Below are 13,288 nucleotides of genomic sequence, written 5' to 3'. Positions count from 1 at the left end.
TAATTTAATAATGAAATAAGTTTTCATAGGTTATTTAGAAATATATACTTAGAAATGAGGAGTGAAGTTACATGGTAACGCTTTATACCTCACCAAGTTGCACATCTTGCAGAAAAGCAAAAGCATGGTTGGAAAAACAAAACATACCATATAAAGAGCGTAATATATTCTCGGAACCTTTATCATTAGATGAAATTAAAGAAATATTACGCATGACTGAAGATGGAACTGATGAGATTATTTCAACACGTTCTAAAGTTTTTCAAAAATTGGATGTTAACATTGAACAACTACCAATGAAAGAATTATTCCAATTAATTCAGAAAAATCCTGGTCTTTTAAGAAGACCTATTATTCTAGACGAAAAGCGTCTTCAGGTAGGGTATAATGAAGATGAAATTCGTAGATTTTTACCAAGAACTGTACGTACATTCCAACTACGTGAAGCTCAAAGAATGGTTAATTAATAATTCAAGAATAATCGCATATAAATAGATGATAAAAACGCAGAATGATATACAGTTCTGCGTTTTTATTCTGTAGAAAGATTTTAAGAACTATACCGTGACAAAAGTACCTAAATCCATTAGAATAGTATATTAACCATTCTAGTTTAATTGTATGGAAATTTGTAAATTGGGACTTATATAGGTTGTTAAACATGCACGTATAGGAACTAATTAATTAATCTTAAAATTTATGAAAAATATATAGGCATATTAATTTCCATTATTCCGTACACTATCATACAATGGAATTAACAGAGTGGTTTAATCAGCAGTTTATAACGAAAGCATTTCATTTTTTCAATATATAGATATGGTGAAGTAATCTCTTCCACCGGACTGTTTTAGACTTTGTAGAGAATATTTAGTAAGCGAGACAAACGCTTATCTAATTAAGAAGGGAGAGAAAGAAATATGGATATAGAGAGAATAAATGAAAACACAGTAAAATTTTATATTTCTTATTTAGACATTGAAGACTTAGGCTTTGAACGTGAGGAAATCTGGTATGATCGGGAAAGAAGTGAACAGCTTTTCTGGCAAATGATGGACGAAGTAAATTATAAAGAAGAGGATTTTAATATAGATGGTCCTTTATGGATTCAGGTCCAAGCACTTGAAAAAGGTCTAGAAATTATTGTGACTAAAGCCAAAATCAATAAGAATGGCGAATTACAAGCGGATGGAATGCTAGATGGTCACTTTGAGGATAAACTTGAGAATTTTCTTGAAGATAAATTCGGTAAGAATCTAGGCCATGATGAGGAAGATGATGATAATGATTTTATGGAGGATGGGATGTGGATTATTGCTGAGTTTGGTAATTTCGAAGATGCCATTCAACTAAGTCATTATTTCCAAGATGATACAGATAGTGTGGAAGAAACGGTTTATTCTTATCATAATAAGTATTATCTATATTTAGAGTTTTCACCGGACCTATTAGATGATCACTTGCAAGAAGACTTAATTAGCCAAGTTTTAGAGTTTGCAAATGATTCGGATATGTCAATTCATGTATTAGAAGAATATGGGAAGAAGTTGTTTGAATATAACGCCTTTGAACAAATCCGTTCCTACTTCCCAGCACAAGTATAGGTGCTCGTTTAATAAAACGGGTACCTATTTTTCTTTTAATTTTAAATCAAAGACAGGAATTGAAAAAAGGGTTTAGTAAATATTTGTCGAATGTTAGTAGTGGAGGTGGTGAATGTTATGCTGCAAGCAAAATTAAATAATGGGAAAATGGTTACATTAATGAATTTAACAAGAAAAGAAATTGAACACTTAAAACAAAAAGAAGTGAAGTTTTATTGTCCAGCTTGTCATGATGCCGTCTTAATAAAAGCAGGTAATCAAAAGCTTCCCCATTTTGCTCATTATGCAACTAATCAATGTCCTGCAAGTGGGGGAGAGGGAATATATCATGAACAAGGAAAGTTTTTACTTTATCGATGGTTAGAGAAACAAGGTTTAAAAGTAACTTTAGAAATGTATATCCCCGAAATCCGGCAGAGACCAGATATTATGTTGAAAATTAATGAAAAACAAATTGCAATAGAATACCAATGTGCGAGAATCTCCGTAGAGGAAATACTCAGTCGTAATAAGGGATATAGATCGATTGGAATAACTCCGATTTGGATTTTAGGAGCAAACCTATTAGATAGGAAAGGAAAAAACACCTTTACAATCAATTCCTTCACTCAAAAATTTATTCATCGATTTTCTCACCAAATGCCCTCTGTACTATATTATTTTTGCCCTCAATCACTTCAGTTTATTTTTCTTCAAGACCTCTTTTTTACTACCAAAACCCAAGCGATAGGAAAGTTAAACGTATTCGATATTAGAAAAATTCATTTTAAACAATTGTTTGCACTCTCGCATTTTATGAAAAAAGAAATCTATTCGTTATGGGAAAGGCAAAAACAGCATTTTCGGCTCAAACCAAGAAATAGTATATACGGGAAGGAATTAGCTTGGCATCAGTGGTTATATTTGAAACGAGTTAATGTAGAGAGCCTCCCATCTATTATTTATTTGCCAGTATCCACACAATACCGAATGAAATCACCTCCATGGGATTGGCAAAGTAGAATTTGCATAAATCTGCTTCAACCTTTAGAAATAGGAAGTACCATTTCTTTTCATTCCATCCAATATCAGCTAAGAAAACAAATGAGATTCCCTTCATTCCATCCTTTAATTCAATACCATGATGACCCAATAAAAGAATATCTTGAAATTCTAGAAAAACTTAATATATTGTCCATTTTGCCAAATTATACGTATAAAATGAACCAGGCGATTTCATTATACAGCCACATTGAAGACGCAATAAACGGAGATAAGGTGTTAATGAAACAATTAATAATGAAGGAAGAAAACAAAATTCGAGCATGAATCGACTGTATTTCGATATACTAAGTAAATAGGAGAGAATAAAAAGGAATATTTTAGTAAATCTAGAATTATTAAGGGTAAGGAATAAAGGAGGAATTAGTAATGGCACAATCAACTAAGGAATTACCGAAACGTGAGGAAGTCCCTGTAGAAAAAACATGGAAACTAGAGGATATATTCGAAAACGATGATCTTTGGAAAAAAGAGTTCGAACAATTACAAAAGGATATTCCTGAAATTACAAAGTTCCAAGGGAAATTATCTGAATCAGCAGATAATCTTTATAATCTATTGATATTGCAAGATGACCTTGGACAACGATTAGGAAAGTTATATACATACGCTCATATGCGCTATGACCAAGATACGACGAATTCCTTTTACCAAGCAATGAATGCTCAAGCAGATACTGTCTTGACGCTTGCATCCAGTTCCATGAGTTATGTAGTTCCTGAGATTCTTGCGATGGATGAAACGAAATTAGAGTCGTTTCTACAAGAAAAGAAAGAATTACAAGAATATAAAAAGGTTTTAGATGAAATTAACCGCCAACGTCCACATGTTTTAAGCGAAAAAGAAGAAGTGCTCCTAGCAGAGGCTTCTGAAGCATTATCAACAGGTTCACAGACTTTTAGTATGTTAAATAATGCCGATTTAACATTCCCTGCTGTTAAAGATGAGAATGGGGAAGAAATCGATTTAACACATGGTCGTTATAGTCGCTTCATGGAGTCAAAAGATAGAAGAGTTCGTGAAGATGCATTTAAGGCGATGTATGATACGTATGGCAAATTTAAAAACACATTTGCTTCTACTTTAAGTGGAACAGTGAAAACACATAATTTCTCTGCAAAAGTTCGAAATTATGATTCGGCAAGACAATCCGCTTTGGATAACAATAATATTCCAGAAGAAGTGTATGATAACTTAGTTGCAGCGGTGAATGATAAACTACCGTTGCTCCATCGCTATACCGAACTTCGTAAAAAAGTTCTTGGTGTGGACGAACTTCATATGTACGACATCTATACTCCATTAGTAAAAGATGTGGAGATGAAAATAAGCTATGAAGAAGCGAAAGATTATGTTCTCAAAGGGCTAAAACCATTAGGCGAAGAGTACGGAAAGATTCTGGAACAAAGTTTTGAAAGTCGCTGGATTGATGTAGTTGAAAATAAAGGTAAACGAAGTGGGGCTTATTCTTCAGGTACGTATGGAACCAATCCGTATATTTTATTAAACTGGCAAGATAATGTAAATAATACATTTACACTTGCACACGAGCTTGGTCATTCATTGCATAGCTACTACACAAGAAAAAATCAACCATATCGTTATGGGAATTATTCTATTTTCGTTGCTGAAGTAGCATCCACATGTAATGAAGCATTATTAAATGATTATATGTTAAAAAACTTAGAAGACGAGAAAGAAAAGTTATATTTACTAAATCATTTTCTAGAAGGCTTCAGAGGAACGGTATTCCGTCAAACAATGTTCGCCGAATTTGAACATGATATACATGTACAAGCACAAAATGGGGAAGCATTAACGGCAGATAAATTAACCGAAATTTATTATGCACTTAATAAAAAATATTACGGCAATGCTGTTGTTTCCGACGAAGAAATTGGCTTAGAATGGGCAAGAATTCCACATTTCTATTATAATTATTATGTGTATCAATATGCAACAGGTTATTCTGCTGCTACAGCCCTTGCAAATCAAATTTTAACAGAAGGTACTCCTGCTGTAGATCGTTATTTAGAATTCTTAAAAGCAGGAAGCAGTGACTACCCGATTCAAGTATTGAAAAAAGCTGGGGTAGACATGACATCAAAACAGCCAATTTTAGGTGCGTTAGATGTATTTGAAGAGAAGTTAAATGAAATGGAAAAATTATTGTTGAATCAATAAGAATGAGAAAAGGAGCAGGTGTAACTGCTCCTTTTTACATAAAAATTGAACTTTTTGTGAATGCATGAACAAAAACCTTGAAAATTCGACATGAACTTGTTATTATAGTCTTGTAAGTTTAATACAAACAAATACCCCTTTTGTTTGATCATGAAACTTTCTCCCATCCCCCCTTTGTTTATACAAAGACGGACTAAGGATATGCGCTGCCCCGCATATCCTTTTTTATTTGTTTACAATTAAAAAAGGATAAATTTCTTATCTTGGCCTCCGATTCCTCACTCTACCATAAAGGTTTTATTATTATAGGATTGTTTCAAAACTCCGATTTAGAACATAAATCTAATCATCTCATTCTTCTCCGACGATATGTATTTTGATTGAACAAAGAATAGATGGTGAGGTAAATGGAAATAAATAAAATTGGTAACGTAATATACATAGGAATTAATTGCATGATTCCTAGAATGTTTAAGCCAAATGAAAGAACTGCTAAGATGAAAAAAAAGAGAGGAAAGAGTAATTGCACGTAGACACCCTCCTTACATAGATTTCTTTGATATATAAGATAGTATAAAATTTTGACGCATTTAATTTCCATATAGGATTAGCCACGTCCAGCTCCAGCGCCCAGGAACTAGCGGACTTCCCTCACCTCCGTGCAATAAAGAAGACTTGCCGATTGATGAAATCAGAGGCTTAGTCGCCCTTATACCCTTGCGGTGAAAGTCAACATCGACTCACTCCGTTCGTCGTGTTTCCTTTTCGCATCCAGCATAAGATTCACTATGATTTTACATTCGTAAAATCAAGTTTATCTAATCTCCTGCGGCAGTGGAATGTCCAATTAAAAACCGCCGCTTTGCGCGGCAACATCGGACCACCTGGCGTGGCCAGGCGCAGTCCGTACGTCCCTAACCGGGCGCTTGCGCTTTTGTTCATATATCAAGTATATGTAACAAAAAAAATAATAGAATTGAACATTTTGTGAAAATGTGCACAGAGGGTTGTCAAACGATTAAATCCTTGTTATTATTAGTTTGTAAGTTAATTACACAAACAAATACCCCTTTTGTTTGATCATGAAACTTTCTCCCATCCCCCTTTGTATTTATACAAAGAATAAAGAAGGATATGCGCTGCCCCGCATATCCTTCTTTCGTTAAATAAGAAAGTTTATCTTTCATATCTTCCTTAGTTTTCTAAAAAATATATTATTCCCTATCCCTATACTTCCAATAACATCTTTTGTTTTCATTTACTTGGTTTACCCTTTGCCTAAATTGTAGTTTTTTCAACTCTTTTTCTGTTTTCGATAAACTCCAATCATAAACAATGGAAATCTCTTTACTTCTGACCATATTATGCCGTTTTAAAAATTCCTCTAATGGTGGTTTTTCTGATGGAATCGGAGTGATTTTTAATGTTTCCTGTAATATATATTCATAAACTTCGTATGGATAAAGACCTACAATTTTAATTCCTTGATCATCATTAGAGTGGTTAAAAAAGACAATAGTCGGTGTTATATCTATTTCCATTTCATGTTTAAGTTGTACATCACTTTGAAAAGCTTTCCTAGCGGGGGCAGAATGCATATCCTCTACAAACTCTTCTAAATCCAATTTTGCTTCTTGGGCGATATCCATTAGTATTTGTTCTTTGGAAATATCAATACTTCGCAAAAAAAGTTGTTCCTGTAGTTTTCTCAAAAACGTTTTTCCTGCTCTTTTTCCTTGAATTTCAGCTGCTTTTATAGCTAAAGAAACAATCCAAGGATTGGAAACAGTAAATTTATTAGATGAATAAGACGATTTTCTACAAGATAGTTGATCACGATTTAAGGAAGGACTTAAAATTTGCTGGATAGTGAAAAATCGTCCATATTCTAGCGAAAACTTTTTTATATACGGCTCAAAATACCAGCAGTCTGGGCAGAGCGGGTCAATAAACACATACATTTCAATCGGTTTAGAATACCTATCAAGATAGTCGCGGCTTTCCAATGTGTTAGAGTTATTAAACTTTTTTAGCCCAGTTTGATCCCAACTCACATCGAATTCTCCTTTCTAGTATATGTTCATCCTCTATCAATCTAATGTATTCATCATATGATTTGCTGTCAGGGTCAATTTTTCAAATATCACCGTACGATACGGTTCTTCAATTTCTGCTTCGTCAAGTGCCTCTTTCATACAATTTAACCATGCGTCTCTTCTTGTTGGTGTAATCGGGAATGGCAAGTGGCGTCTTCGCATCATTGGGTGACCACGTTCTTCCTCATAAAGTCTAGGACCACCAAAAAATTGGGTTAAAAATAATCTTTGTTTTCTTGCTGTTTCTGTTAAATCCTCTGGAAAAATGGGAATTAAATCAGGATGTTTCCCGACTCGTTTATAAAAAGCAGTAACTAACTTGTCTATTGTATCAAAGCCACCAATTGCTTCATAAATCGTTCCATGTTTTATTTCCATTTGCTTCTCCTTAATTATGGTTTGCCATAACGTAAAATAAAAATTTTCTACCTTATATTTTACAAGGGGGTAATAGAATGGGCAACAAATCTGATTTAGCGGAATAAGTTTCCTATCAAGGTAATGTCTTAAAAAATCGTACTATTTTATTTGGTGTTTCCTTTTTCTTAATGCCAAATTCATCTAAAATAGAGTGAAATCTTTCGAGTCCAATTTTATGATTTTTCGCTTCTAATTCAAATTCATAATCCTGAACGCCATTATAAGTACTGTAATCGAGTACAATAAGAACATCTTTGTACTCTACTTCACGGCGCTCTGTCGTGAGACTTCCATAATATACTAATTTCTCTTGTTCAATTCCTAATTTTTGCAATTGCTGAGTTGTTTCGGGTTTTGGTATGATTTCCCCATTTAACCAATGCTTAGCTTCGTCTTCCGTTAATGTATCGTGCGTTTCTTGTAAACCTAATTCATGTGGTTCCTTTAATGTAAGACGATATTTGCCTTGTTTTTCTCGAATCCTGAGAGCGCACCCCTTGTCCTTTAATGAAAGACCATTTGTCTCAAAATAAAAATTAGTTTGTTTTACACTATATTCAGGAAATGGCAATTTATCCAATAAAATGTTAAATTCTTCATTTGTTAACAAATTTTTAAATTCTATTTCAATTTCTTGTGCCATAAAAATTCTGGCCTCCAGTTAAAATTTTGTATTCAAAAGGAGGATGGGGTGAAGTCTGTTAAAATGTGCAACGTCCTATTGCATTAAAGTGTTATTTTTACCGGACTCTTGAACATCCTCTAATTTATATTATTAATGATTATCGCCAATAAAGGATAAATTTGCAAAGAAAAGGAATCAAGCTAGTATGTTACACTAATATAAGCTATAATTTTATTGGACTTTGTCTTTATTTGCAGGTAGGAAAGTACTACGCTTTCTTCCTGTATAAGTGTAATGAAGGCAATCCTAAAGCCTTTGGAAAATGTGTAGTTTTTAAATAACGATGGTGATAGGTTCATGTTACAGTTAAGTTTAGGAGTGTGTTTGTTATGAACTGGGAATATTTACTTGCCCCTTATAAACAGGTGGTTGATGAGCTTAAAGTAAAATTGAGAGGGACCAGGTCACAATTTGAATACGAATCATCTCATTCGCCAATCGAATTTGTGACCGGAAGAGTAAAACCAGTCCAAAGTATTTTAGAAAAAGCTAAAAATAGGGAAGTCCCTTTAGAGGATATTGAAAAGCAGATATACGATATAGCTGGGGTAAGGGTTGTATGTCAATTTGTGGATGATATTTATACTATCGTTGAAATGCTTCGTAATCGCGATGATTTTGCAATTGTTGAAGAGAAAGATTATATTACGAACAAAAAGCCTAGTGGGTATCGCTCCTATCATATGATTATTCAATATCCAGTGGAAATGGTTCGGGGAAGAAAACTAGTTCTAGCTGAAATTCAAATACGTACGTTAGCAATGAATTTTTGGGCTACAAATGAACATTCGTTAAATTATAAATATAAAGGTAGTATTCCAGAAGATATCCAAAAACGATTACAGAATGCAGCTGAAGCGGCATTTAAATTAGATGAAGAAATGTCAAAAATTAAACATGAGATACAAGAAGCGCAGCGAATCTTTAATCGAAAATAATATTGTTTTAAAGGTTGGGGGGAACGACTTGAAATTTAAAATTATTTCTAGAGGGGATAAGCGCTCGGAAAAAATAAAAGTAACGATGAAACAATATTTAACAGATTTTGAACTAGAATACGATCGAGAAGAACCTGAAATCGTTATTTCTGTTGGTGGAGATGGAACGTTTCTTGAGGCCTTTCATCGCTATGTCCATCGTTTAGATCGGACGGCTTTTATCGGTGTACATACTGGTCATCTTGGGTTTTACGCAGATTACACACCAGATGAAATAGAAAAATTAGTGATTGAAATTGCCAAAACTCCATTTCAGGTTGTGGAATATCCATTACTTGAAGTGATTATTCGTAAAAATTCCGGTGAAAGAGATCGATTCCTTGCCTTAAATGAATCGATGATTAAAACAGCGGAAGGTTCTGTTGTCTTTGATGTAAAAATCAAAGGGGAGCATTTTGAAACGTTCCGTGGAGATGGAATTTGTATTTCTACACCGTCTGGAAGTACCGCATATAATAAGGCATTAGGTGGAGCCATTATACACCCAGCCATTGAAGCGATTCAATTAACGGAAATGGCTTCTATCAATAATCGAGTTTTCCGTACGATCGGTTCTCCATTGATTTTACCAAAACATCATACATGTTTACTAGAACCGAAGAAGGACAAAAGCTTTTTAATTTCTATTGATCATTTTACCCGGACATATACGGATGTGAAATCGATTCAATGTCGAGTAGCAAAAGAAAGAGTCCGATTTGCTAGATTTAGACAATTTCCATTTTGGAATCGGGTGAGAGATTCCTTTGTTACCGAAGAAGGGAACTAAGAATGAGGCGACGTAGTTATGAAATGGATCATTCATTCCGAACATGTTGGTATGACAATTCGGGATTATTTAAAAGAAAATCATCGTTTTTCTAGAAGAATCTTAATCGCTGTGAAGCAGGAAGGAAAGATTCTTATTAACGGTAATCCGCAAACAGTCCGATATAAGTTGGAGCAAGGGGATTTACTAGAAATTTCCTTTCCTAAAGAGCAAATTGGAGAGTACATGGTTAAAGAACAAATGGATTTAACTATTGTATATGAAGATGATTCGATTATCGTTGTGGATAAGCCTGCTGGAATTGCTACTATTCCTTCTCACCATCATCCAACAGGTACAGTGGCTAATGGGATTCTAGGATATTACGATAAACATAATATCCCTTATACAGTCCATGTCGTAACTAGACTTGATCGAGATACTTCCGGGCTAGTATTAATTGCCAAACACAGGTACTGTCATTCTTTATTGTCGGCGGCGCAGAAAGCTGGCAAGGTCAAGAGAAAATATAAAGCATTGGTGGAAGGGAGTTTGGAGGAAGATAATGGAACGATTGATGCACCAATTGATCGGAAGGAAGATTCCATTATCGAGAGAATGGTGAAGGAAACAGGGAAACGAGCAGTTACTCATTTTCAAGTTGAAAAACGATTGCCATTACATACTTTGGTAAATATTCATTTGGATACAGGAAGGACACACCAAATTCGTGTCCATTTCTCCCATATAAATCATCCGTTAGCGGGGGATGATTTATATGGTGGGAAAACAGAGCATATGAAAAGACATGCATTACATTGCTATAAGATTGGATTTGAACATCCTTTTACGAAAAAACATATCGAACTTGAATCCACTTTACCAGGTGATATGAAGGAACTTCTTTAAGTGCGACACTCTCTTCAATCGTTATCGAAAAAACTAAATTTCTCTTTGACTAGTGGCTGCTCGGATGGGACTGCCACTATCTTTTCTTCTGGCAATTGAAATGCAGTTAGTTCATTACCGAAAACACAACCAGTATCAATGTTGATCGTCTTATTTTTAATACGAGGCTCCATTACAGGAGTGTGGCCATAGACAATCCACCGGTCCCCATGATAGTATTTTGCCCAATCCCTGCGAATCGGACGACCATCTGAATGAAATTCTCCAGTGATATCGCCGTATAATACAAAGGTTTGTACTTTTTTATCGTTTCTTCCAATGTAGTCTTCACGTATTCCTGCATGGGCAACCACTGCGGAAACCTCTGGGATTTCTAAATATAAAGGAGCTTGTTCATAAAGGGTTCTGAACTGCTTACTTATTATTTTTTGCTCCCTAGTAGATAACGCTTCATATTCTTGAACTGTTGTCTCCAGACCATGCTTTTGCTGGACTTTATTCCCTAGAAAAAAACGATATAATTTGTTACAGTGATTACCTGGGACATATTTTGCTTTTTTGTGTTCGACAACCATTTGATAGACTAGTCTAATAACAGCTAGTGAGTTCGGCCCTCTGTCTGTTAAATCACCAACAAATGTTGGAATTCGACCATCAGGGTGAACGAAAATATTATTTTCTTTTTGATAACCAAGTTTTTCAAATAGTGCATGTAATTCATTGGTGCAACCGTGAATGTCACCGATGACGTCTATTTTCATGATAACTCCTCCTTGTAGTAGGTTATTAGCTATGTATTAGTTTATCTACGCGGCGTTATTAAAACTCCACCTAAACCAAGTCTTCTTTATCATTGATTAGATTTATTAGTTTTATTCAAATAGATATTGGCAGATAGGAAAGATTAGAACTTTTCTCGCGCATAGTTGTAGCTAAGGCATTTGCCAAAGGCTTGACGAATGCTGAGTTTTTAAAAGATTGTAAGTAAAGTTTCTGAAATAGCGAAACGGGGAATAGGTTTTAAATTGTTTCGTGAGAGAAAGGAAGAATCCTTATGGAAGAGAGACAAAATAATTACGATGAAAAATATGAAGAAGAGTATAAAGCGTATTTGGAAAAAGTGTATGAAGCGCTATCCGGGGAACAGACAGATGAGTTTAGGGAAAATTTCCTTGAAATGCACCCATATGATCAATCCGTGTTCTTCGTTGATCAATCCAAAGAAAATCGAATGAGGATTTATGCATATTTATCACCTAATGAATTAGCCGAGATTATGATAAATATCGAATTAGAAAACACCCCTAGCTATTTTACAGAAATGAATCCGAGGCAAGGGGCGATGGTTTTATCCAAAATGCCAGCCGATGATGCGGTGGATATTTTAAATAACATGCATAAAGAAGAGGTTGTTAGCTTCCTAACGATGATGGATCAAGATGCTGCGGATGAAATTAAGCAGCTCCTTCATTATGAGGAGAAAACAGCCGGAAGTATTATGACGACTGAATTTGTTGCTCTATATAAAACAAAAACAGTAGTAGAAGCGATGCAACAATTGAAAGAAGAAGCACCTGGAGCGGAAACGATTTACTACTTATATGTACTGGATGAAGATAAGCGAATTGTTGGCGTACTCTCCTTACGAGATCTCATTGTAGCGGATAATCAAGTGAAAATAGAAGAAATTATGAGTGAAAAAGTGGTTAAAGTTTCTGTTGCTAAAGACCAAGAAGAAATTGCGCAAATGTTCCGTGACTATGATTTCTTAGCACTTCCAGTTGTAGATTTTCAAGATCATTTACTCGGAATTATTACCGTTGATGATATATTGGATGTTATGGAAGAAGAGGCTAGTGAAGATTTCTCCCAATTAGCCGGTATTTCAGAAGAAGTTAAACCAAATGATAGTGCATTGGATGCGGCAAAAAAACGTCTGCCTTGGTTAATTATTCTTTTGTTTTTAGGAATGTTTACAGCAAGTTTAATCGGCCAATTTGAAGAAACATTAAACCAAGTTGCAGTGTTAGCTATCTTTATTCCACTTATTGGTGGGATGGCTGGGAACACAGGAACCCAAGCGCTAGCTGTAGCGATTCGTGGACTTTCCAATGGGGAATATGGAAATCAAGGAAAAATGCGACTTATTATAAGAGAAACTACTACTGGGCTAATTACCGGTGTTGTTTGCGGAATCGTCATTGCTGTTGTTATTTATTTTTGGAAAGCTGATATTTACCTTGGTATCATTGTTGCTGTATCCATCATGGCATCCTTAATTGTTGCGACATTATCTGGAGCATTTGTACCGATTTTAATGGATCGTCTAAACATTGACCCCGCAGTAGCATCAGGTCCATTTATAACAACAATTAACGATATTATTTCTATTTTAATTTATTTTGGAATGGCTACTACTTTTATGAGTTATTTGACTTCGTGATAAAGAAAGCATGGACCATTAGCGTGGTTTGTGCTTTTTTTTGCGTGTCACGGTAGACTATGCCCGAAAATGGGAGAAAGTAAGCCGAGATAGCGCTTATCACGGTAGACTATGTATGAAAATGGAGGAAAGTAAGCCGAGATAGCACTTGTCACGGTAG

12 protein-coding genes are annotated in these 13,288 nt (G+C 34.9%); 8 read left to right on the top strand and 4 right to left on the bottom strand.

All coding sequences use genetic code 11. The annotated features are described in order from the left end of the window. Positions 1-71: 71 nt before the first annotated feature. The 4 genes from spxA to pepF all read left to right on the top strand — a co-directional run bounded on the left by spxA (position 72) and on the right by pepF (position 4,829). Positions 72-467 carry a transcriptional regulator SpxA gene (spxA, locus tag A9178_RS14430; protein WP_068676503.1) on the top strand — a complete coding sequence of 132 codons (396 nt, stop codon included), beginning with the start codon at positions 72-74 and terminating at the stop codon, positions 465-467. A gap of 453 nt (positions 468-920) precedes the next feature. Further along, entirely contained in the window at positions 921-1,604 is a 684-nt protein-coding gene (gene mecA / locus A9178_RS14425) for an adaptor protein MecA (RefSeq protein ID WP_068676501.1), read from the top strand. A 117-nt stretch (positions 1,605-1,721) separates the two neighbouring features. Then, complete coding sequence (locus A9178_RS14420) at positions 1,722-2,912, top strand: competence protein CoiA (RefSeq protein ID WP_068676499.1); 1,191 nt, start codon at positions 1,722-1,724, stop codon at positions 2,910-2,912. 102 nt (positions 2,913-3,014) lie between these two features. Further along, positions 3,015-4,829 (top strand): oligoendopeptidase F, encoded by a 1,815-nt coding sequence (gene pepF / locus A9178_RS14415; protein ID WP_068676497.1) that lies wholly within the window; start codon positions 3,015-3,017, stop codon positions 4,827-4,829. Between the two features lie 1,214 nt (positions 4,830-6,043). Here pepF and A9178_RS14405 read toward each other — a convergent pair. From A9178_RS14405 to A9178_RS14395, 3 genes are all read right to left on the bottom strand, one after another. Then, positions 6,044-6,883, bottom strand: a complete 840-nt coding sequence (locus A9178_RS14405) for a ClpXP adapter SpxH family protein (RefSeq protein ID WP_068676492.1) — start codon at positions 6,881-6,883, stop codon at positions 6,044-6,046. A gap of 36 nt (positions 6,884-6,919) precedes the next feature. Next, positions 6,920-7,303 (bottom strand): globin domain-containing protein, encoded by a 384-nt coding sequence (locus A9178_RS14400; protein WP_068676490.1) that lies wholly within the window; start codon positions 7,301-7,303, stop codon positions 6,920-6,922. A 115-nt stretch (positions 7,304-7,418) separates the two neighbouring features. After that, positions 7,419-7,988, bottom strand: coding sequence for a CYTH domain-containing protein (locus tag A9178_RS14395; protein WP_068676488.1), 570 nt, complete (start codon positions 7,986-7,988; stop codon positions 7,419-7,421). A 371-nt stretch (positions 7,989-8,359) separates the two neighbouring features. Here A9178_RS14395 and yjbM point away from each other — a divergent pair, with 371 nt between their 5' ends. Genes yjbM through A9178_RS14380 form a run of 3 tightly spaced genes read left to right on the top strand, consistent with a single transcriptional unit; the run spans position 8,360 to position 10,685 of the window. Continuing rightward, positions 8,360-8,968 (top strand): GTP diphosphokinase, encoded by a 609-nt coding sequence (yjbM, locus tag A9178_RS14390; protein WP_068676486.1) that lies wholly within the window; start codon positions 8,360-8,362, stop codon positions 8,966-8,968. A gap of 28 nt (positions 8,969-8,996) precedes the next feature. Beyond that, positions 8,997-9,797, top strand: a complete 801-nt coding sequence (locus tag A9178_RS14385) for an NAD kinase (RefSeq protein ID WP_068676485.1) — start codon at positions 8,997-8,999, stop codon at positions 9,795-9,797. Positions 9,798-9,815: 18 nt separating this feature from the next. Then, positions 9,816-10,685, top strand: coding sequence for an RluA family pseudouridine synthase (locus A9178_RS14380; RefSeq protein ID WP_068676483.1), 870 nt, complete (start codon positions 9,816-9,818; stop codon positions 10,683-10,685). Between the two features lie 14 nt (positions 10,686-10,699). Here A9178_RS14380 and prpE read toward each other — a convergent pair whose 3' ends face one another. Then, entirely contained in the window at positions 10,700-11,446 is a 747-nt protein-coding gene (prpE, locus tag A9178_RS14375) for a bis(5'-nucleosyl)-tetraphosphatase PrpE (protein ID WP_068676481.1), read from the bottom strand. A 293-nt stretch (positions 11,447-11,739) separates the two neighbouring features. Between prpE and mgtE the strand changes: the two genes are divergently transcribed. Further along, a complete protein-coding gene (gene mgtE, locus A9178_RS14370; protein WP_068676479.1) occupies positions 11,740-13,128 on the top strand; it encodes a magnesium transporter in 1,389 nt (462 codons plus the stop codon). The last annotated feature ends 160 nt before the right edge of the window (positions 13,129-13,288 follow it).

The sequence above is a fragment of the Oceanobacillus sp. Castelsardo genome (genome assembly GCF_001659985.1).
GTDB lineage: Bacteria > Bacillota > Bacilli > Bacillales > Amphibacillaceae > Oceanobacillus.
The sequence above is the reverse complement of the archived record's forward strand: the minus strand, read 5'-3'. Positions and strand labels throughout refer to the sequence as shown.

Bases quoted from the DNA above. Each gene is read 5' to 3' on its own strand.
- A9178_RS14400 (WP_068676490.1), bottom strand. From the start codon at position 7,303: ATGGAAATAAAACATGGAACGATTTATGAAGCAATTGGTGGCTTTGAT.
- prpE (WP_068676481.1), bottom strand. From the start codon at position 11,446: ATGAAAATAGACGTCATCGGTGACATTCACGGTTGCACCAATGAATTA.
- pepF (WP_068676497.1), top strand. From the start codon at position 3,015: ATGGCACAATCAACTAAGGAATTACCGAAACGTGAGGAAGTCCCTGTA.
- mgtE (WP_068676479.1), top strand. From the start codon at position 11,740: ATGGAAGAGAGACAAAATAATTACGATGAAAAATATGAAGAAGAGTAT.
- A9178_RS14420 (WP_068676499.1), top strand. From the start codon at position 1,722: ATGCTGCAAGCAAAATTAAATAATGGGAAAATGGTTACATTAATGAAT.
- mecA (WP_068676501.1), top strand. From the start codon at position 921: ATGGATATAGAGAGAATAAATGAAAACACAGTAAAATTTTATATTTCT.
- A9178_RS14380 (WP_068676483.1), top strand. From the start codon at position 9,816: ATGAAATGGATCATTCATTCCGAACATGTTGGTATGACAATTCGGGAT.
- yjbM (WP_068676486.1), top strand. From the start codon at position 8,360: ATGAACTGGGAATATTTACTTGCCCCTTATAAACAGGTGGTTGATGAG.
- spxA (WP_068676503.1), top strand. From the start codon at position 72: ATGGTAACGCTTTATACCTCACCAAGTTGCACATCTTGCAGAAAAGCA.
- A9178_RS14395 (WP_068676488.1), bottom strand. From the start codon at position 7,988: ATGGCACAAGAAATTGAAATAGAATTTAAAAATTTGTTAACAAATGAA.